The organism is Amycolatopsis acidicola (genome assembly GCF_007713735.2).
In the GTDB taxonomy this organism is placed as follows: Bacteria; Actinomycetota; Actinomycetes; order Mycobacteriales; family Pseudonocardiaceae; genus Amycolatopsis_E; species Amycolatopsis_E acidicola.
Window position 1 is genome coordinate 20,920 of the sequence record NZ_VMNW02000027.1, and the last position, 19,510, is coordinate 40,429.

A 19,510-nucleotide genomic window follows, 5' to 3' on the forward strand; every position below is an offset into this window, starting at 1 on the left:
TCCGCCGACTGTCGTGTTTGGACTCTCGTCAGTCGCCGGACGAACCCGGTTCGTTACGGCGCGGGGCCTAGCGCTTCGGGAAAGCCGCTACGCCGGCCTCGGCCACCTGCGTGTCCTGCTCGACGCTGCCCGCGCTCACGCCGATCGCCCCGACCACCTCACCTCGGCGCACCAGCGGAATCCCGCCGCCGAAGATGACCAGGCCGCCGTTGGTCACCTCGATCCCGTACAGCGGCGCGCCCGGCGCCGCGGCTTCGCCCAGCACGGCCGTGGTCATCTTCAGCAGCGCCGCCGTGCGCGCCTTGCCGATCGCGATCTCCACGCTGGCCAGTATCGCGCCGTCCTGCCGGGCGAAGGCCAGCAGATGCGCGCCGTCGTCCACGACGGCCACGTTCATCGGCTGGCCGATCTCACCGGCCTTGGCCAGCGCGGCGTCGAGGACCTTCTGGGCGTCGGCGAGCGCGAGTCGAGGGGCCACGTTGTTTCTCCTTCACCTTGTCTTGAGCGGAATCCTGGTGACGAGCCGGGCGGCGTTGTGCCCAAGACGGCGCGCTTCGCCCGCCGGGCCGGTCAACGCCGGCTCGTCCTGGGGCAGCTTCGCGTGGTGCACGCAGACGGTCCCCGTGTCACCGACGCCGATACCCACGTCGAGCGGTGAGGCCAGCGCGGCGGCGAAAGCCAGCACGACGGCATCCCCGCCAGGATAGGAGGAGACCTCCGCCGGGACACCTTCCTCCTCCAGCCCGGCAAGGATTTCCCGCAGGCAAGGGGAAAAGGCGCTGTACACGACGACAGTGGGTGGCACGGGCATCGTCAGCTCCCCACCGCTTCGCCGAGCGCTTCCGTGAGCGCGTACCGCGCCACCAGCCCTGTCGCCACGGCGTTGCGCGGGCCTTCGGTGCCGCGCACATTCCCTGTGCCGCACACGATTCCGAGCCCGGCGACGGCTTCGGCGATCAGCTCCGGGATCTCGAAGTCCAGCGCGGACCCGCCGAGCACCACGACGAACCCGATCTGCCGCAGGTTCCCGCCCGGCGCGACCTGCTCCAGCGCGCGCAGTGCGTTGACCACGAACACCTTTTCCTTGGCACCACGGCGAACCTGCCGGATCTTCTCCATGCTGTGCCGCGTCGGCACCGGACGCAGCCCCTCCTCGCCGAGGACGACGACGCGCGCGAAGGTGTCGGCGGGCAGCGGTTGCTCGTAGAAGCGCGCGGTGCCGTCCTCCATCCGCACGTGGAAGAAGCTCTCCGCCTTGGCGAGCGGGTTCTTCTTGATGTCCTCGGCCAGTTCCCGGTTCTCCAGGCCCAGTTCCGCGTCGATCAGCTTCGTCACCAGATCGCCCGCGCCCGCGAGGTGCACCGACCGCACGACCCCGTTTTCGGTCGCGATCGCGGCGTCGGTGGACCCGCCGCCCAGGTCCAGGATCGCCAGCGGCCGGTCGGTCCCGGGCGTGGTGAGCGCGCCGAGCACGGCCATGTCCGCCTCGACCCCGCCGATCAGCACCTCGACGCCGAGCGCCTCCCGCAGTTCCGCGGCGAGCGCCTGCATCGGGCCGCGGCTCGTGCGGACCATCGCGGCGAGCGCGACCGCTGTCTCCAGCGCGAACTCCCCCGCCAGCGCGCCGGTCACCGATTGCGGGACGAACGTGTCGACCGCCAGCACGTCCTGGATCCGCACCGCGCTCGCCTTCGTTCCCGTCAGCCCCGACATCGTGTCGCGCACCCGCGCGAGCATCCCGCCGACGTGTGTGCCCGGCTCGCCCTCGGCGTCGGTGAGCGGGGTGACGCGGCGCAGGGCCGCCATGATCTCTCCCGCGCCGGCGTCCATCCCGATCGACCGCTTCGACTGCTCGCCGATCAGGGTGAGCGCGCCGGCCGGGATGCGGCGGTCCGTCACGTCGCCCGCCGGAGTGCGCACGACGACGGCGGACCGGTTCCCGACGAGCGCCCGGGCCACCGGCGCGATCATCCGGGTCTGGTCCGCGTCGAGCCCGAAAACCGTTGCTATGCCATAGGAATTGGACAGGGTACGAATGGTGCGGCCGGGTTCGGCGACCTCGACGGCGGCGAGCATGCCCACCGGAACCCGGTCCACCAAGGTCACTTCGTCGACCACCGGGATCGGCGTGTCCAGCCGGTTCGCGATCAACGTCGCGTCGTCGGCATGCACGACCGCGCCGGTGACCCGTACCCCGCGCGCGGCCGCCGCGTTGATCCCCTCGGCGGCGTCCTCGAAATCCACGCCCACGCCGACGACGCAGATGACCCGCTCCCCCGCCGGGCACTCGCCGAGCGCCGGGAAGTCCACCGTCGTCCCGACGCCGAGCCCGGCGCCACCGGGGGTGTCCGGGTTGTGCCCGATCATCGTGGACTCGGTGATGATCGTTTCGGTGATGGTCTCCATCGCCAGCCCGCTGATCACCGGAGTCGCTTCGTTGACCAGCACGGCCGTCAACTCGGCCGGATCACGCTTCGCGGCCTGCAACGCTTCGCGCACCACGCGGGTCACGCCGGGCACGTTGGCCGTGGTGCCCTTGATTCCCGACGTCGGCGCGAGCGCGCCCCCGAGGTAGGCCACCTCCTTGCGAGTGCCCACCTCGGCGACGCAGGCTTCGGTGGTCGAGTTGCCGATGTCGACGCCGACGACCAGCGCCACGGCCGCGCTACCCGGCGTCCGCCAGGCGGATGCGCACGCCCAGCTCGACCGGCGCCGCGCCGGGCACGACGAACTCGGTCTCCTTGATGTGCAGCAACGCCGCCTTCGCCTGCCACCGCGGCCGCGCCATGAAGTCGTTGCGCGCGGGCACCGGCTCCGGGGACTCGCCCTTCGCGTAGCGGGCGGCGTTACGGCCCACCTTGCGGAAGGTCTCCAGGTCCATCAGCGGCGCCTGCGGGAACAGCTCCAAATTGGACAGCCGGACCAGGTCCTTCTGGTGGATCATCGTGGTGCCACGGGAAAGCACGCCGACCCCGATCCCGGAGCCGGACAGCTTCGCCGCGGCGTGCGCGATCACCGCGAGGTCCGAGCCGCCGCGGAACCGGATCACCCGCGAGCGGGCGCCCTGCTCCTCGATGCCCGCGAGCAGTTCCCGCAGCACTTCGGCGTGCGGGATGTCCACGATGGTCTTGGAGAAGAAATCGCCGAACGCCGGGGAAATCCCGATCACGACCTCGTCCGACGTCGTGCCCCGTTCCGCCGGGCCCTGTTCGGTGAGGTCGAGCGTGCGCGTTTTGGTGTCCGCCATGACGTACTCCTCAGCCGACTTCCTGCTCGGGATTCTGCGCGCTCACGACATGCCGCAGCCGCTTCATTTCTTCCCACCGCGCACCGGACGGCCGGTAGCCGCTGCCGGGGCCGGCGTAGTCGTTCGTGTCGTTCACCGCGGAAAGCGTTTCCAGGTCCGGGGTGAGGATCGCCGACGTGTGCAGCAGATCGCCGGAAACCCGGTGCCGCAGCACGGCGAGCAGCGTGTGGGCCATGTCGCCGAAGCCGGACGCGTCCAGCGCCTTCACGATGTCCAGCCCGGTGATCCCGCGGTCCATCACGGACTGCGCGGCCTTGAGGTCCTCCAGCACGTCCCGCGGCGGAAGATCCTGGCTGCCGTGCGCATACGTGACCGCCTCGACCTCCTTGTCCGTGATCTGCGGCAGGCCCAGCTGCGCGAACACCCCCTGCAGGGCTCGCGCGGCCCTGGCGCGCACCGCGAGGATCTCGGTTTCCGGCACGTGCCGGAGACCACCGTCTACCTGGAGGTCACGCTGCAGGACGTTCCAGTCGTCGTAGTCCTCGGCGTCCACATTGGACCCGGCGAACATGTTGTCGTAGTTGGGCGTCGAGGAATACCCCGAGCACACGAAGTCCGTGCCCGGCAACAGCTGCGGCAGCAGCCGCGCCACCCGGCGCATGTCCGAATGCGAGAACGACTGGTCGTTGCCCGAGGCGCATTCGAGGTCCACCGTGCTCGCGATCAGGTTCTCCGCCAGCACCGCGCGGATCCCGGCCGGGACCGCGCCGGGCACCCCGATGCAGCTGATCGAGCCGTTCTGCAGGCCCTGCACCCCGGCGCCCTTGGTCACCAGGATGCACCGGATTTCCAGGTACAGCATGGACTTCCCGTCCGCGTTGCCCATCTGCACCTCGGAGCCGGTGCCCGAGGTGAAGCGCATCTTGATGCCGCGCGAGGCGTACGCGGAAGCGAGGAAAGCCTTGGACCACGGGGTGTCGTCGCCGTCGCAGAACACCGGCTCGGTGCCGTAGACGGAAATCGTCTCGGCGTAAGCCGTGATCCCGCGCATCCCGAGCTCCAGCTCGGTGGCTTCCTCCAGCGCGCACTGCGTCAGCACGCCCGGAGTCCCCGCCTGCGAGCCGACCTGCAGCGCGATCGCGACCAGCGGGGCGTACCGCACGACGCCGAGCGTGGTCTCCAGCTCGCGGAAGCCGCGCAGCGAAGCCTCGGCGGCGTCCGCCGCGACCTGCACGGGGTTGTCCCTCGCGCTGGTCGCGTGCGCCTGGTTCGCCGGGGTCCGGCGGGCGCGCATCTTCTGCAGCGCCATCATCATCTCGACCACGTTCATGGTCTTGACGACTTCCAGGAGCTTCGCCGGGGTGAGCCCGCGCGAAACCGCCAGCACGTCCGCGCGGGAGGCCCGCGGGTCGATCAGCAGATGCGCGATCTCCGTGGCGGACAAGGCCATCGCGGCCTCGGTCGCGCCGGCGTCGATCGCGTGGTCGGCGATGAACTGGTCCAGGAAGTCGAACTCGGCCCGCGTTTTCCCATCCATCTCGACGATGACGCCGCCCTCGACCCGGACGCCCGGCTCCGGGTCGAAGGGGCTGTCCATCGCGACCATGCCCACCTCGGGCCATTCCTCGACGAACCCGTCCAGGTTGACCGGCCGCTGCTCGAGGACCTCGGTGCGCTTCGAATGCCGCTGGGAAGTCTGGGTCATCTCGTGCTCCTCAGCTCGCCAGGATGTCGCGTCGCTCGTACACGTCCGCCGCCTCGCGGACGAGGTTCGCGCACAGCGTCGCGGAGAACTCGTTGTCCAGCCGGTCCGCGATCTCCGTCAGCTGCTCCTTCGTGGACGCCCGCGGCCGCAACGAGTTGTAGATCGACAGCACCAGCTCGTCCGGCAGCGCGGTCAGTTCCGCGGCTCGGCGGAAGTTCTGCGCGAGCTGCGGGCGGCCGACACGCTCGGCGATCTGCGCCTGCAGCCGCAGCGTCTCCGGCGCGATCCGCAGGTCCTCGGGGGCGACTTCCCCGGCCAGCACCGCGTCCATCGTCAGCTCGTCGAGCCGCTTGCCCGTCGGGGTGCGCAGCAGTTCCGGACGCCGGGTCGCGAGCGGGTAGTCACGACCGGGATCGAGTTCCGGGGAACGGGTTTGCGCCACGGGGGGCCACCTGCCTTCGCCGTCGAACGAGGTCACCGAACGCGGCCGACGGTAGATCGGCCCACGTTGCACCGACGTTGCAGCAACGTCCGTGCAACCCCGGCGTCCGCACCGTGGGTTGCTCAGGCATTCCGAGGTCAAGGAGGACCCCGTGACCGACAACCCGCCATTGCGCGGCAGTTTTGGTGATCTGCTCGCCGAGTTCTTCGGCACCTTCGTGCTCATCGCGCTCGGTGACGGATGCGTGGCGATGGCCGTGGCCGGGCTGCCCGGCTCCGGCCGCACGGCCGGTGACACCGTGATCTTCCAGGGCGCGGGCGACTGGCTGCTCATCGTGTGGGGCTGGGCGTTCGCGGTCGCGTTCGCCGTGTACCTGTCCGGCGGGATCAGCGGCGGGCACCTCAACCCCGCGGTGACGCTCGCGATGGCCGTACGACGCGGGTTCCCGTGGAAGAAGGTGCCCGGCTACTGGGCCGCGCAGATCGCCGGCGCGTTCGCCGGGGCGGCCCTGATCTACGCCGTGTACCGGCCCGCGATCAAGGCGTACGAAGCGGCGGCCGGCCCCGACGGGCACGCCACCACGTTCACGATCTTCGCCACCGCACCGGCGAAGTACTTCGACAGCTGGGTCGGCCCGCTGCTCGACCAGGTGGTCGGCACCGCCGTACTGCTCGCGCTCGTGCTGGCCGTGGTCGACAACCGGAGCAAAGCCACCTCGCTCCGCCTCGGGCCGCTGCTGATCGGGTTCACCGTCGCCGCGATCGGGCTTTCGTTCGGCGCCAACGCCGGTTACGCGATCAACCCGGCCCGCGACTTCGGGCCCCGACTGTTCGCGTTCTTCGCGGGCTGGGGCGACACGGCGATTCCCGGTACGGCACCCGGAGTGGGACCCTACCTGTGGATCCCGATCGTCGGGCCGCTGGTCGGCGGTGTCGTCGGCGCGCTGGCCTACGACTTCTTCATCGGCCGGGTCCTGCAGGCCCGCGAGGAGCTCACGCCGGTTCGGTGAGCAGCCAGTCCAGGTGGGCCCGCGCCATTCCCTGGCGCGGGTCTCCCGCCGGAAGCCTCCGGGTGAGCTCCTCGTACACCTCCAGATCGTCCCGCCCGGTCTCGGTCCGGCCGAACGACCACAGCGTTTCGGCGTCCCCGCGCTCGAGCACCGTCGAACGGACGGCGGCGACCAGCTGATCCCGTTCCGCGCGAATCGCCGGAGCGTCCGAACGCGACAGCAACGGAGCGGTGCACGCGGCCGCGGCCGTCTTCACGTCGCGCGCGCTGAGCGCATCGCGTACAGCGAGGAAGTCGGCGTCGAGATCCGCGTCGAGGCGATACGGCTTCGCCTTCATCACCCGCGCGCCCAGCTGCGTACGCAACCTGTGGATCTCCGCGCGAACCGTGGTCGGATTTCCCTCGTCGCCGTACAACTGCAGCGCCAGCTGCTCGGCCGTCAGGCCCGCGGGGTGCATCGCCAGCAACGCGAGGATTTCCGCACGCCGCAACGTCAACGGCAGCTCACGGCCATCGAGCGCGACGCTCGGATGCTCGCCCAGGAACGACAACGACAACGTCGGGCGGCTCGCCACACGCGACGTCCGCGGCAGCCGGAGCAGGTAGCCCTCGGGCAACGCCTCCAGCCGCGCCTCGCGCCCGTCGTCGAGCAACACCCTGTCCACACCGGACGCGATCCGCACGCGCTGCGGGAGATCGCCCCAGGGCTCGGCGGCGATCACCCGGCCGGAGGAGGTCAGCAACGCTCCCGGCTCCCCGCGCAGGCTCGCCAGATGCGTCATGTTCCTGGCCAGCAAACGCTCGTCGTACCAGGCCATCCGCCGCCGCAGATGACTCTCGGCGAGCTGGGCGGTGGCGTTGACCAGGGACACCGTGGCCGGGTGCAGCGCGTCGAGCAGCCCGCTGATGTCGACCGCGCCGAGCACCGAACCGGTGTCGGGGTCGTGGATCGGGGCGGCCGCGCAGGTCCAGGTGTGATAGGTGCGCACGAGGTGCTCGGCGGAGTAGATCTGCACCGGCGCGTCGACCGCGAGGGCGGTGCCCATCGCGTTGGTCCCGATACTGGCCTCCGACCAGCCGGTGCCCTCGCACAGCCCGACCGGATCGGCCATTTTGCACAGCCCCGCCGGGCCTTCGCGCCACAGGATCGTGCCCTCGGCGTCGGTGATGATCATGACGTGCCGCGACTCGTCGGCGATCGTGACCAGCAGTTCCCGCATCGGGGCCAGCACCGCCTGCAGCGGGTGCGCGGCCCGGACGTCCTCCACCTCGTCCGGCTGGTACACCACCGGCGGCCGGTAGTCGTCGGGGTCGATGTGCGCGAGCAGCGAGCGCTGCCAGGACTCCGAGATCACCGACCGGGGCGCCGCCGGCGGGCGGCTGCCGCTGAGCGTGGCCTCGCGGACCCGTTGCAGCAGCTCGAACTGCGCTTCCGGATCGGAGGACAGGGACAGCGTCGAAGCGGACTTCGGGCGGGCGGTCTCGACGTTCATTGGCTCTCCGCGGCGGCGTTGACGGGCGGCCGGGCCGGTGCGCACCCCGGGCCCACCAGGCAGCATGCCGCGCGGCCCGCGCCTTCTGCAAGTGCACGACCCGGTCGTTGCAACGCGTCTGCAACGTCGCCGTTCCTACCGTTGCCCCACTACACCGGCCAACGACGACCAGGAGGGACCAGCTCCATGACGAAGTACGCGGCTCCGGGGGAATCCGGCAGCGTCGTGGCGTTCGAACCGCGCTACGACCACTTCATCGGCGGCGAGTACGTGCCGCCTGCCAAGGGCGGTTACTTCGAGAACCCGACCCCGGTCACCGGCAAGAGCTTCACCGAGATCGCCCGCGGCACCGCCGAGGACGTCGACCGCGCGGTCGCCGCCGCGAACGGCGCGGCCGCGGCCTGGGGCCGGACGGCACCGGCCGAGCGGGCCGCGGTGCTGAACAAGATCGCCGACCGGATGGAGGCGAACCTCGAGAAGCTCGCGGTCGCCGAGTCCTGGGACAACGGCAAGGCGGTGCGCGAAACCCTCGCCGCCGACATCCCGCTCGCGATCGACCACTTCCGCTACTTCGCGGGCGCGATCCGCGCCCAGGAGGGCGGGATCTCGCAGCTCGACAACGACACCGTGGCGTACCACTTCCACGAGCCGCTCGGCGTCGTCGGGCAGATCATCCCGTGGAACTTCCCGATCCTGATGGCCACCTGGAAGCTCGCCCCCGCCCTGGCCGCGGGTAACTGCGTGGTGCTCAAGCCCGCCGAGCAGACCCCGGCGTCCATCCACGTGCTGCTCTCGGTGATCTCCGACCTGCTGCCGGCCGGCGTGCTGAACGTGGTCAACGGGTTCGGCGTCGAAGCGGGCAAGCCGCTGGCGCAGCACCCCGGGATCCGGAAGGTCGCCTTCACCGGGGAGACCACCACCGGGCGGCTGATCATGCAGTACGCCAGCGAGAACATCATCCCGGTCACCCTCGAACTGGGCGGCAAGAGCCCGAACATCTTCTTCGCCGACGTGGCCGCGGAGAACGACGCGTTCTACAACAAGGCTCAAGAGGGCTTCACGATGTTCGCCCTCAACCAGGGCGAGGTCTGCACCTGCCCGTCCCGCGCGCTCGTGCAGTCCTCGATCTACGACAGGTTCATGAGCGACGGCGTGGCTCGCGTGCAGAAGATCAAGCAGGGCCACCCGCTCGACACCGACACGATGATCGGCGCGCAGGCGTCCAACGACCAGTTCGAGAAGATCCTGTCCTACATCGACATCGGCAAGCAGGAGGGCGCGAAGATCCTCACCGGTGGCGAGAAGTCGGACCTCGGCGGCGAACTGTCCGGCGGCTACTACATCCAGCCGACGGTGTTCGAGGGCGACAACAAGATGCGGATCTTCCAGGAGGAGATCTTCGGCCCGGTCGTGTCGGTCGCCCGGTTCGACGACTACGACGACGCGATCAAGACCGCCAACGACACGCTGTACGGCCTCGGTGCCGGCGTCTGGTCCCGCGAAGGCAACATCGCTTTCCGTGCGGGGCGCGACATCCAGGCCGGTCGCGTGTGGACGAACTGCTACCACGTCTACCCCGCGCACGCGGCGTTCGGCGGGTACAAGCAGTCCGGTATCGGCCGCGAGAACCACAAGGACATGCTGGACCACTACCAGCAGACCAAGAACCTGCTCGTGTCGTACTCCCCCGACGCGCAAGGGTTCTTCTGATCATGTCCCGGGTGGATCTCACCGAAGCCGCGGCGGATCTGCTGCGGCAGCTGGCCGGGCAGCACGGACCGCTGATGTTCCACCAGTCGGGCGGCTGCTGCGACGGCAGCGCGCCCATGTGCTACCCGGCGGGCGAGTTCCGCACCGGCCAGTCGGACGTGCACCTCGGCGACCTCAGCGTCGCCGGGGTGCCCGCCCCGATCGCGGTGTGGATGTCGGCCTCGCAGTTCGAATACTGGAAACACACCCATCTCACGATCGACGTGGTCAAGGGCCGGGGCAGCGGGTTCTCGCTCGAAGCCCCCGAAGGCGTGCGGTTCCTGATCCGCTCGCGCCTGCTCACCGATCAAGAACTGGCCACAATGGACTGAAAGGACGGGAATGGGCGGCTACGCGGACGTCTACACCGAAAGCCTGCGTGATCCGGAGGGCTTCTGGCTCTCCGCGGCGAAGGCGATCAGCTGGGCGCGGGAACCGCGCCAGGCGCTGGACGACGCGCGGCCGCCCTGGTACCGCTGGTTCCCGGACGGACGGCTCAACACCTGTTACAACGCGCTCGACCGGCACGTCGAAGCCGGGCACGGCGACCGGCTCGCCCTCGTATACGACTCCCCGGTCACCGGAACGCAAGCGCGCTACACGTATGCGGAACTGCTCGAGAAGGTCGCGCGGTTCGCCGGCGCGCTGCGGGAGCTGGGTGTCGGCAAGGGCGACCGGGTGGTGATCTACCTGCCGATGGTGCCGGAGGCGGTGGTCGCGATGCTCGCGTGCGCCCGCCTCGGCGCGGTGCATTCGGTGGTGTTCGGCGGTTTCGCGCCCAAGGAGCTGGCTGTCCGGATCGCCGACGTGCGGCCGAAAGCCATCGTGTGCGGTTCGTGCGGCGTCGAGCCGACGCGCGTGATCCCGTACCGGCCCATCGTCGAGGAAGCGCTTTCACTCGCGGGCGGGGAACGGCCGGAAGTCGTGGTCTTCCAACGCGAAGTGTCGCGCGCGGAGCTGCTTCCGGGTGACCACGACGGCGATTCGCTGGTCGCCGGCGCCTCCCCAGCGGAGTGCGTCGAGGTCGCGGCGACGGATCCGTTGTACGTGCTGTACACGTCCGGCACCACCGGGAAACCCAAGGGCGTCGTGCGCGACAACGGCGGGCACGCGGTGGCGCTCGCGTGGAGCATGACCAACATCTACGACATCGGGCCGGGCGACGTGTGGTGGACCGCGTCCGACGTCGGCTGGGTGGTCGGCCACTCCTACATCGTGTACGCGCCGCTGCTCGTGGGCGCGACAACCGTTGTGTACGAAGGAAAACCGGTCGGCACCCCGGACGCGTCGGCGTTCTGGCGGGTGATCGCGGAGCACGGGGTCAAGGCGTTGTTCACCGCGCCGACGGCGATCCGCGCGATCAAGAAGGTCGATCCGGAGGCGGCGGACGCGGGCGATCTGCCAGGGCTGGAAACGCTTTTCCTCGCCGGGGAACGGCTCGATCCGCAGACTTTCCACTGGGCACGGGAAAAGCTCGGGGTCCCGGTGATCGACCACTGGTGGCAGACCGAGACGGGATGGGCGATCGCGGCGAATCCCCATGGCCTGGAACCGATGCCGGTCAAACCGGGCTCGCCGACGGTGCCCATGCCGGGCTACGACGTGCGGGTACTGGACGAGCAGGGCGCGGAACTGCCGCGCGGCGGTGAGGGCGCGATCTGCCTGCGGTTGCCGTTGCCGCCGGGGACTCTGCCGACGCTGTGGGAGGACGACGAGCGTTTCGTGGCTTCGTATCTCTCGCGGTATCCGGGCTACTACCTGACCGGCGACGGCGGTTTCCGCGACGAGGACGGGTACCTGTTCGTCATGGGCCGCACCGACGACGTGATCAACGTGGCCGGGCACCGGCTGTCGGCCGGCGCGATGGAAGCCGCGCTGGCGACGCACCCCGCGGTCGCGGAATGCGCGGTGATCGGTGTCCACGACGCATTGAAGGGGCAGCTGCCGCGCGGGTTCGTGGTGCTGAAATCCGGGGTGACCGTGGACGAAACCGTGCTCGGCGAGGAACTGGTCGCGGCGGTGCGGCGGGACATCGGCGCGGTGGCCGCGTTCCGGAGCGTGTCGGTCGTCGACGCGCTGCCGAAAACCCGGTCCGGCAAGATCCTGCGCAAGAGCATGCGGGCGCTCGCCGAAGGCCGGGACGAACCGGTCCCTTCCACAATCGAAGACCCGGCCGTGCTCGATGCCCTGCGTACCGTGCTTACGCCGGTCAGCACCGCCAGGGAGTAGTCGGTAGCCTGGCGCCGTGGTCGAACCCGTGTACTCGAGTGCCGCCGCGGACGAGCCGGACCGCCCGAATCCGGACGTATCCCCGGAATCTGGCGAAAAAGGCAGCAGGCGGAAGAAAAAAGCCCCGAAGAAGCAGCGTCCCTTCTGGATCGAGTTGCCGATCCTGATCGTGATCGCGCTCGTGCTGGCTTTCGTGTTCCAGCAGTTCTTCGCCCGCGTGTACACGATCCCGTCGGGTTCGATGGAGACCACGCTGCACGGCTGTGACGGCTGCTACGGCGACAAGGTGCTGGTCGACAAGCTCACCTACGACTTCACCGACGCCACACCCGGCGATGTCGTGGTGTTCAAGGGCCCGCAGCCGTGGGTGGAGAACGAAGCTCCGACGCAGCGGTCGAGCAACTCGTTCATCCGGTTCTTCCAGGATGTGGGTTCGGTGTTCGGCCTCGCCCCGCCCGACGAACGTGACTTCGTGAAGCGGATCATCGCCACCGGCGGTCAGACGGTGCAGTGCTGCGACGCGCAGAACCGGGTCCTGGTGGACGGCAAGCCGCTGAACGAGCCGTACATCCACTGGGAAGACCCCGGCCACCCGGTCCAGGATTCATTCGATCCGGTGAAAGTCCCGGACGGCGAGGTCTGGGTGATGGGCGACAACCGCAACAACTCGATGGACTCGCGGTACCAGGGCGGCGGGGGCGTGAACGGGGCCGTGCCGGTCGGCAACATCATCGGCAAGGCCAGGTTCATCGTGCTGCCGCCGAGCCGGTGGGGTGGCGTGAGCGACACCGACCCGCAGGCGTCGACCGGCGCCGAAGCACTGGGCGCGCCGGACTGGCAGCAGGGCCTCCCCGTCGCGTTCGGGGCCGTCGCCGCGTGGCCGACGCTCGCCGCGAGCCGGCGTGTGGGCCGCTCGGTGCGTTCGTCCCGCCGGTCCCGCTCGTCCCGCTCGTCCCGCCGGAAGCGGCGATGACAGCGGTTCGCCGGAGATGACCACGCCGGCGAACCTCCCCCTGCGCCGCCGCGGCGTCGACGTGTTCTTCGCCGTGGTGTTCGCGGCGTTCACCGTGACCTCGGTGATCAGCGATCTGCTGCCGACGGTGGGTGTCGACTTCACGCACCCGTCGGCGAACTTCTTCGTCAACTCGAACTACTGGTACGCCCACGATGCAGATCCGCTGTTCATGCACCCTCCCTCGTGGATGCGGATAGTGACCGGCCTGTCCGCCTTCGTGTACATGCCGTTCTACGTGGTGCTGGTGTATGCCCTGGTCACGGGCCGGAACTGGATCCAGCTGCCTGCGGTCATCTACGCCACGATGATCGTCACCCTGACCGGCGTGGTCGTCTTCGGTGTCGAGTTCTTCGGCGAGCCGGAGTGGCGGACCCAGAACCCGGCTAAGTTCCTGGCGTTCAACCTGCCGTACGTGCTGGTGCCGCTGGTGCTGCTCGCCCGCATGCGCAAGCCGCTCCCGTTCACCCGCCGGTTCTGACAGGGGGTGGTCGCAGAGCGCGATCGCCGGTGCGCTAAAGTTTGTACCCGTTGGCCCGGAGAGATCCGGGTCGGCACCCAAGCATTCCCCTGTAGCTCAATTGGCAGAGCATTCGGCTGTTAACCGAAGGGTTGCTGGTTCGAGTCCAGCCGGGGGAGCATCACCCCAGGTCAGAGACCTGGGGTTTTTGTTTGTATCCCCTCACGAAACCCGCTTTCGCACAAAACTCGCATACTTGAGACCACGTGGATCCGGGCGGCGGTAACGACTCCTTGCCAGTCCGCGACTATCGGGCGACATCCACAGCCCCCACGGAGCCCCCGCTATGGCCACCGCCATCCGACGCCCCGACGCACTCGGTACCGCTGACTTCATCTGCGGCATCCTCGCGACCCTCACCCTCGCCGCAACGATCGTCACAAGCCTCACCACCGATGCTCGCGCTGCCGCCACCGGGGCCGGAGCGGGGGCTCTGTTGGTCATCACTGTGATCGGGTTCCCCTGCGCCTACCACGCTCGCGGGCACACCAAATCCACCCCGGCCCTGTGGGGGATCATCCTGAACGAGGGTGTGTGGATCGTGGCAGCGGCGTGGTTCCTGATCGAGATGTGCGTGAAAGCCACAAGCATCTAGGGCAACAGCGAGCGTTGCTACTTCTGGTGTTTCATGCCGTCGATCAAGCCCTTGAACGAATCACGATTTACCTCAGCAGTCGTCGGCCGGCCGGTTCATGCGCTGGGCCATCCGCCGCTGCGCCCCATTCAGCGAGGCAGACGCTCGACAGGCCCCGACCTACCCCGCCTTCACCGGTTGCCGCAGGACGGTTCTCAACTTCGACGGCATCGTTCGTCTCGGGTCGCTGAGGTAGATCTCGTGGTGGTCGCCGTTGTAGGTGAGGCCGTGGGCCGGGAGGTAGTCGTCGTGGAGGCGTTGCAGGGTGGGGGTTTCGTCGTCATAGGGGCCGATGTGCAGGATCTGGACACAGGTTCCTTCGGCCACACGACGTAGCCGGATCTGGGCAACCGCGGGGTTTTCCTTCTTCCGCACCACGTCGGCGACGGCGGACTGGACCAGATCCTCGGTGATCCAGGGCGGCTGGCTGATCATCATGGTCCATGCCCAGCTTTCCTTGCGCCGCGCGAGGAACACCGCCGGGTCATCGGCACGCCACAAACCCTCGAGCGGGCCGACGACGAAGTCCCGGCCGAGGGAGTTCTTGCTCGCGAACTTCACCGTGTACGCCACCCCATAGAGCGCTTCGACCGCGTTCGCGTACGTGGTGGAGGTGTTCGGGTCACCGCGGCCGTCGATGGCGAGGTACTGCAGCTCCGGCACGTCGACGACGCTGAAACCCTTGGACGACGGCGAATAGAGCTCCCGATGAACCTTCTTGACGTCGTACTTCTCCACCATCGTCTCCCTCAACGCGTTCTCGGTCCACGCCACGTCAGCGGCGAGCATGGCCTCGCTGTAGTCGAAGATCGCGGACGCGGCCGCGGGCAACGGTTCCTGCGCACGCCGGGTGGCACGGACCGTCGCGAGCTGGGCGCGCAGGGCGGACAGGCGTTCGGTCAGGCCGGCCGACACCTCGGCCTCCGGCAAACCGGGGCTGTTGGCCATCCCGATCAACACGCGGGCATGCAACGGCGTCAGCGTGGTGAGCGCGTCGCGGGTGGCGGTGGCGCACAGTTCGCGGCCGGCGGCCGTCGCGCGGAAGGTGGCGCGGGACTTCCTCGACGCGGGCGCGCCGGCCGACTCGATCAGCCCCCGTTTGGCCAGTTTGTCGAGCACGTAATAAATCGACGAGAACCCGAGCGCGGTCCAGTTACGCACCCCGCGCTCCTCGATGACCCGATCCAGCTCGTACCCGTGCCGCGGCTGCTCCACGACGAGCCCGAGCACGGTCAGCTCCGCATCGGTCAGCGTCACACCCGCTATTCTAGCGCTGGAATAGTCACCCCGACCACCGCGGAGCCCGCTTCTCCAGGAACGCTCGTGGCCCTTCCTGCGCGTCGGCGCTTCGGTAGCACGTCTCCGACGCGTGGCGGGCGGCTTGCAGCGCGGCCGAGCGGCCCATTTCCGTCGACAACATCACCGTCTCGCGGGCGGCGCGGACGGACAGCGGGGCGCACGCCAGCACTTCCCGCGCCAACTCCATCGCCACCGAAAGCACGTCGTCCGGCGAAGCGAGGCGGTTCACCAGGCCGATCTCGTACGCCCGCCGCGCGCTGACCGGACGTCCGGTCAGCAGAATCTCCATCATGATCCGCTGCGGGATCATGTGAATCAGCGGCGCGGCCCACGGCGAGCTCCGCCCGACCTTCGCCTCCGTGATGGCGAACGTCGCCTCGACCGACGCCACGCAGAGGTCGCACGCCTGCGCGATCATCCAGCCACCCGCGTACGCCGCGCCGTTCACGGCGGCGATCGTCGGCTTCGTCAGCTCCACGGTGTCGTACGGCAGCGCGAACATCTCGCGCGGCGGCACGGCCATCCCCGTTTCCACCATCTCCGCCAGATCACCGCCCGCGCAGAAGGCCTTCGAGCCCGCGCCGGTGAGGATCGCGATCTTCAACGCCGACTCTGCCTCGAACCGGGACCAGGCAGCGCGCAAGCCCTCGCGGACCTCGCGCGAAAGGCAGTTGCGCGTCGCGGGGCGGTTCAGGGTGATCACCGCGATGCCCTCGCTCGCCTCGAACAGGACGGCGTCACCCATCGGCGGCCATGACTTCCGCCGTGTGGTCACCGAGCCTGGGCGCCGGGCCCGCGACATGCCCTGGCGTACGGGAGAACCGCGCGGGCGGACCGGGGAAACGCACTGGGCCGTAAGGCGTTTCGACGGTTTCGAAGAACCCGCCCTGGTTCAGCTGCGGATTGTCGAACAGCTCGTCGAGCGTGCGCACAGGCGCCGCCGGAATGTCGAGCGAGCGCAACAACTCCAGCCACTCCCCCGTCGTACGCTCCAGGAAGGTCTCGGCCAGCAGGGCGTAGACCTTGTCGATCCGCCGCGCCCGCTGCTCCAACGTGGCGAACTGCTCGCCGGCCCACGGGGGCCGCACGGCGCCGACGAATGCCGACCACTGTTTGTCGTTGTACACCAGGGCGGACAGGTAACCATCGCGCGTCCGGTACGGCTTGCGGTTCGGCGTCAACGCGCGGGGGTACGCCGCCGATCCCAGCGGCGGACTGAACATCGCCCCGTTGGCGTGCTCCACGAGCATGAACGCGGCCATCGTCTCGAACATGCTCACCTCGACCTCCTGCCCCTCCCCCGTCCGCTCCCGGTGGAACAGCGCCATCATCGTGGCGTACAACGCCGTCATCCCGGCCACCTTGTCCGCCAGGATCGTGCCGACGTAGCTGGCCTCACCGGTCAGTTGTTCCTGCGCGAACGGCAGGCCGCATTCGGCCTGGATGGTGTCGTCGTACGCGGTCAGGTTCGCGTCCGGGCCGCCGCGGCCGTAGCCGTAACAGTTCGTATAGACGATGGACGGGTTGAGCGCGGCCACGTCCGGATAGCCGAAGCCGAGCTTCGCGATCGCCGAGGCGCGCATGGAGTGGATGAACACGTCGGCCCGCCCGACGAGCCGGCGCAACGCGGCCTTTTCCTCTTCCCCGCGCAAATCCAGCACTACGCTGCGTTTCCCGCGGTTCACGTTCACGAACACGCCCGCCATCCCGGGCTCCGGCCCCACCGAGATGTACCGCGTGTTGTCCCCCGCCGGGGGCTCGACCTTGACCACGTCGGCCCCCATGTCCGCCATGATCTGGGTGCAGTACGGGCCCATCACCATCGCCGTCAGGTCGACGACGCGGACCCCGGACAACGGACCGTCTGATGTGGACATTCGCGCTGGTACCACCGTCCCCGCCGACGCCTGGGCCACCCTTCAGCGTAACCATCCTTATAAGGTTTGCAAGACTTGTTTTATAACTTCGAGAGTGCGTAGAGTCCCGGGGGTCCCCACCACCGCAGGAGGGTCCTCGATGCGAGCACTGCTCATCGAGAAGGGCGGCACGGCCCGGCTCACCGACGTCGACGAGCTTCCGCAGGGAAACGTCACCGTCGAAGTCGGGTACTCCACGCTGAACTACAAGGACGCGCTGGCCATCACGGCCCGCTCCCCCGTCGTGCGCGCCTTCCCGATGGTGCCCGGAATCGATTTCGCGGGCGCCGTCACCGAAAGCAGCCACCCGGACTGGGCCGCGGGCGACAACGTGGTGCTCAACGGCTGGGGCGTGGGCGAAAGCCATTGGGGCGGGCTCGCCGAGCGCGCCCGGGTCGACGGCGACTGGCTGGTGCCCCTGCCGTCCGCGTTCACGGCCCGGCAGGCGATGGCAATCGGCACGGCGGGCTATACGGCCGCCCTCTGCGTGGACGCTCTGGCCGGCATGGACCCTAGCGACGGCGAAGTCCTCGTCACGGGCGCAACAGGCGGAGTCGGCAGCGTCGCGGTCGCGCTGCTGAACAAGGCCGGCTATTCGGTCGCGGCGGTGACCGGGAAGTCCGCCGAGGCCGCGTACCTGCACAAACTCGGCGCCACGACAGTGCTCGACCGCGCCGAATTCGCGGCGGCGGGAAAGCCCCTGCAGAAGGAACGCTGGGCGGGCGTCATCGATTCAGCCGGTAGCTGGATCCTGGCCAACGCGTGCGCCCAGACTCGCTACGGCGGCACAGTCGTGGCGTGCGGTTTGGCGCAGGGAATGGACTTCCCAGCCTCCGTGGCGCCGTTCATCCTGCGCGGCGTTTCCCTGCTGGGCATCGACAGCGTGTACGCGCCCAAGCCGCACCGGACGGCCGCGTGGAGCAGGCTGTCCCGCGACCTGGCCGCGGACGTGCTCGACGAGATCACCCAGGAGATCAAGCTCGACGAGGCGGCCGGAGCCGCGGAACGGCTGCTGGACGGCAAGGTCCGGGGCCGCATCGTCGTCGACGTCAACCGATGACCGGGAGGAACACGTGAGCGGGGCCGAACTCGATCTGTCCGATGTGGACCACAGGGTCGGCGGGCTCGTCGGCGGCGGGCAGCTGTGGGAGCCGTGCAGCGCCTCCGACATCCGCCGCTGGGCGATGGCGATGGACTACCCCAACCCGCTGCACTGGGACGAGGAGTTCGCCCGCGAATCCCGTTACGGCGGCATCATCGCCCCGCAGTCGATCGCGGTGGCGCTGGACTACGGGCACGGCGCCGCGCCGGCCTGCGTCGGGCACATCCCGGGCAGCCACCTGATCTTCGGCGGCGAGGAGTGGTGGTTCTACGGCTGCCCGGTGCGCCCTGGCGACAAACTGTTCCAGGAGCGGCGATTCCACGACTACAAGGTGGTGGAGACGAAGTTCGCCGGGCCGACCATGTTCTCGCGCGGGGACACCAAGCACACCAACCAGCACGGCGCGCTGGTGGCGCGCGAACGGTCCACCGCGATCCGCTATCTGGCCGCCGAGGCCGAACAGCGTGGCATGTACGAGAACCAGGTCGGTGAGGTGAAGACCTGGACGGCGGCCGAGCTGCGTGAGTTCGAGAAGCTCCGGCACGAGTGGATCCTGTCCAACCGGCTCGGGGTCTCGCCGCGGTTCGACGAGGTCGAGGTCGGCGACAAGCTGCCACGCCGCGTGCTCGGCCCGCACAGCATCGCCAGTTTCACCACCGAGTACCGGGCCTTCCTGTTCAACATCTGGGGCACGTTCGGCTGGGTCGCGCCGCCCGGGGTCGAGGATCCGTGGGTCAACCAGGATCCGGGCTGGGTCGAAGGCTTCGAGTTCGACGAGGAAGGCGCGCGGATCGACCCGCGCAAACGGGACGGGCTCTACGTCGGCCCCTCGCGCGGCCACATCGACAGCGAGCGGGCGAGCGAAGTCGGCATGGCCCGCTCCTACGGCTACGGCGCGACGATGGGCGCGTGGTGCACCGACTTCCTCGCCTACTGGGCGGGCAACGATGGGATGGTCCGCCATTCCAAGGCGAGTTTCCGCAGCCCGGCGTTCGAGGGTGACATCACCTGGTTCGACGCCGAGATCACCGGCAAGGAGGCGGAAAGCCCGTGGGGCGTGCCGCTGGTCGGGGTGAAACTGCGGCTCACCAACCAGGACGGTGACGTGATCGTCGACTGCACGGCAGAAGTCGAGTTACCCCGCTAGAGACGGG

General features: G+C 69.1%; 19 protein-coding genes and 1 tRNA gene. 10 read left to right on the top strand and 10 right to left on the bottom strand.

From position 1 onward, the window contains the following. Nucleotides 1-67: 67 nt before the first annotated feature. The 6 genes from FPZ12_RS19265 to FPZ12_RS19290 are packed head-to-tail and all read right to left on the bottom strand — an operon-like array spanning nt 68 to nt 5,394. The gene (locus FPZ12_RS19265; RefSeq protein WP_144746814.1) at nt 68-478 is read right to left on the bottom strand and encodes a GlcG/HbpS family heme-binding protein; all 411 of its coding nucleotides are present in this window, start codon (nt 476-478) and stop codon (nt 68-70) included. A 12-nt stretch (nt 479-490) separates the two neighbouring features. Next, complete coding sequence (locus FPZ12_RS19270) at nt 491-811, bottom strand: glycerol dehydratase reactivase beta/small subunit family protein (RefSeq protein ID WP_144746812.1); 321 nt, start codon at nt 809-811, stop codon at nt 491-493. Nucleotides 812-813: 2 nt separating this feature from the next. Beyond that, the gene (locus FPZ12_RS19275; RefSeq protein WP_144746810.1) at nt 814-2,658 is read right to left on the bottom strand and encodes a diol dehydratase reactivase subunit alpha; all 1,845 of its coding nucleotides are present in this window, start codon (nt 2,656-2,658) and stop codon (nt 814-816) included. 7 nt (nt 2,659-2,665) lie between these two features. Further along, nucleotides 2,666-3,247 (bottom strand): propanediol/glycerol family dehydratase medium subunit, encoded by a 582-nt coding sequence (locus tag FPZ12_RS19280; RefSeq protein WP_144746808.1) that lies wholly within the window; start codon nt 3,245-3,247, stop codon nt 2,666-2,668. A 10-nt stretch (nt 3,248-3,257) separates the two neighbouring features. Next, nucleotides 3,258-4,952 carry a propanediol/glycerol family dehydratase large subunit gene (locus FPZ12_RS19285; protein WP_144746806.1) on the bottom strand — a complete coding sequence of 565 codons (1,695 nt, stop codon included), beginning with the start codon at nt 4,950-4,952 and terminating at the stop codon, nt 3,258-3,260. Nucleotides 4,953-4,962: 10 nt separating this feature from the next. Continuing rightward, complete coding sequence (locus FPZ12_RS19290) at nt 4,963-5,394, bottom strand: diol dehydratase small subunit (RefSeq protein WP_144746804.1); 432 nt, start codon at nt 5,392-5,394, stop codon at nt 4,963-4,965. A 151-nt stretch (nt 5,395-5,545) separates the two neighbouring features. Between FPZ12_RS19290 and FPZ12_RS19295 the strand changes: the two genes are divergently transcribed. Continuing rightward, nucleotides 5,546-6,403, top strand: coding sequence for an MIP/aquaporin family protein (locus FPZ12_RS19295; protein ID WP_144746802.1), 858 nt, complete (start codon nt 5,546-5,548; stop codon nt 6,401-6,403). On the opposite strand, the gene FPZ12_RS19300 is transcribed toward FPZ12_RS19295, so the two are convergent. Beyond that, a complete protein-coding gene (locus FPZ12_RS19300) occupies nt 6,387-7,895 on the bottom strand; it encodes a helix-turn-helix domain-containing protein (protein WP_144746799.1) in 1,509 nt (502 codons plus the stop codon). The two genes, FPZ12_RS19295 and FPZ12_RS19300, sit on opposite strands and share 17 nt — an antisense overlap. 186 nt (nt 7,896-8,081) lie before the next feature. On the opposite strand from FPZ12_RS19300, the gene exaC reads away from it, so the two are divergent. The 7 genes from exaC to FPZ12_RS19335 all read left to right on the top strand — a co-directional run bounded on the left by exaC (nt 8,082) and on the right by FPZ12_RS19335 (nt 14,000). Beyond that, a complete protein-coding gene (gene exaC, locus FPZ12_RS19305) occupies nt 8,082-9,605 on the top strand; it encodes an acetaldehyde dehydrogenase ExaC (protein WP_144746797.1) in 1,524 nt (507 codons plus the stop codon). 2 nt (nt 9,606-9,607) lie between these two features. Next, nucleotides 9,608-9,976 carry a DUF779 domain-containing protein gene (locus FPZ12_RS19310; protein ID WP_208025908.1) on the top strand — a complete coding sequence of 123 codons (369 nt, stop codon included), beginning with the start codon at nt 9,608-9,610 and terminating at the stop codon, nt 9,974-9,976. 10 nt (nt 9,977-9,986) lie between these two features. Next, on the top strand, nt 9,987-11,873 hold the full coding sequence (locus tag FPZ12_RS19315) for a propionyl-CoA synthetase (RefSeq protein WP_144746795.1): 1,887 nt from the start codon (nt 9,987-9,989) through the stop codon (nt 11,871-11,873). Between the two features lie 16 nt (nt 11,874-11,889). Continuing rightward, nucleotides 11,890-12,846, top strand: a complete 957-nt coding sequence (lepB, locus tag FPZ12_RS19320) for a signal peptidase I (RefSeq protein WP_144746793.1) — start codon at nt 11,890-11,892, stop codon at nt 12,844-12,846. Between the two features lie 16 nt (nt 12,847-12,862). Beyond that, entirely contained in the window at nt 12,863-13,366 is a 504-nt protein-coding gene (locus tag FPZ12_RS19325) for an EXPERA domain-containing protein (RefSeq protein ID WP_144746791.1), read from the top strand. An 85-nt stretch (nt 13,367-13,451) separates the two neighbouring features. After that, nucleotides 13,452-13,524, top strand: a tRNA-Asn gene (locus tag FPZ12_RS19330). 167 nt (nt 13,525-13,691) lie between these two features. After that, a complete protein-coding gene (locus FPZ12_RS19335; RefSeq protein WP_144746789.1) occupies nt 13,692-14,000 on the top strand; it encodes a hypothetical protein in 309 nt (102 codons plus the stop codon). 159 nt (nt 14,001-14,159) lie between these two features. Here FPZ12_RS19335 and FPZ12_RS47010 read toward each other — a convergent pair whose 3' ends face one another. Genes FPZ12_RS47010 through FPZ12_RS19350 form a run of 3 tightly spaced genes read right to left on the bottom strand, consistent with a single transcriptional unit; the run spans nt 14,160 to nt 17,215 of the window. Further along, nucleotides 14,160-15,296, bottom strand: a complete 1,137-nt coding sequence (locus FPZ12_RS47010; RefSeq protein WP_208025909.1) for a GyrI-like domain-containing protein — start codon at nt 15,294-15,296, stop codon at nt 14,160-14,162. A 25-nt stretch (nt 15,297-15,321) separates the two neighbouring features. Next, nucleotides 15,322-16,083 carry an enoyl-CoA hydratase/isomerase family protein gene (locus FPZ12_RS19345; RefSeq protein ID WP_144746787.1) on the bottom strand — a complete coding sequence of 254 codons (762 nt, stop codon included), beginning with the start codon at nt 16,081-16,083 and terminating at the stop codon, nt 15,322-15,324. Further along, on the bottom strand, nt 16,076-17,215 hold the full coding sequence (locus tag FPZ12_RS19350; protein WP_144746785.1) for a CaiB/BaiF CoA transferase family protein: 1,140 nt from the start codon (nt 17,213-17,215) through the stop codon (nt 16,076-16,078). The genes FPZ12_RS19345 and FPZ12_RS19350 overlap by 8 nt, the downstream gene beginning before the upstream one ends. A gap of 139 nt (nt 17,216-17,354) precedes the next feature. Here FPZ12_RS19350 and acuI point away from each other — a divergent pair, with 139 nt between their 5' ends. Beyond that, nucleotides 17,355-18,314: an acrylyl-CoA reductase (NADPH) gene (gene acuI / locus FPZ12_RS19355; RefSeq protein ID WP_144746783.1), complete on the top strand. Its 960-nt coding sequence runs from the start codon at nt 17,355-17,357 to the stop codon at nt 18,312-18,314. A gap of 13 nt (nt 18,315-18,327) precedes the next feature. After that, nucleotides 18,328-19,503 (top strand): MaoC family dehydratase, encoded by a 1,176-nt coding sequence (locus FPZ12_RS19360; RefSeq protein ID WP_144746781.1) that lies wholly within the window; start codon nt 18,328-18,330, stop codon nt 19,501-19,503. Nucleotides 19,504-19,510: the final 7 nt, after the last annotated feature.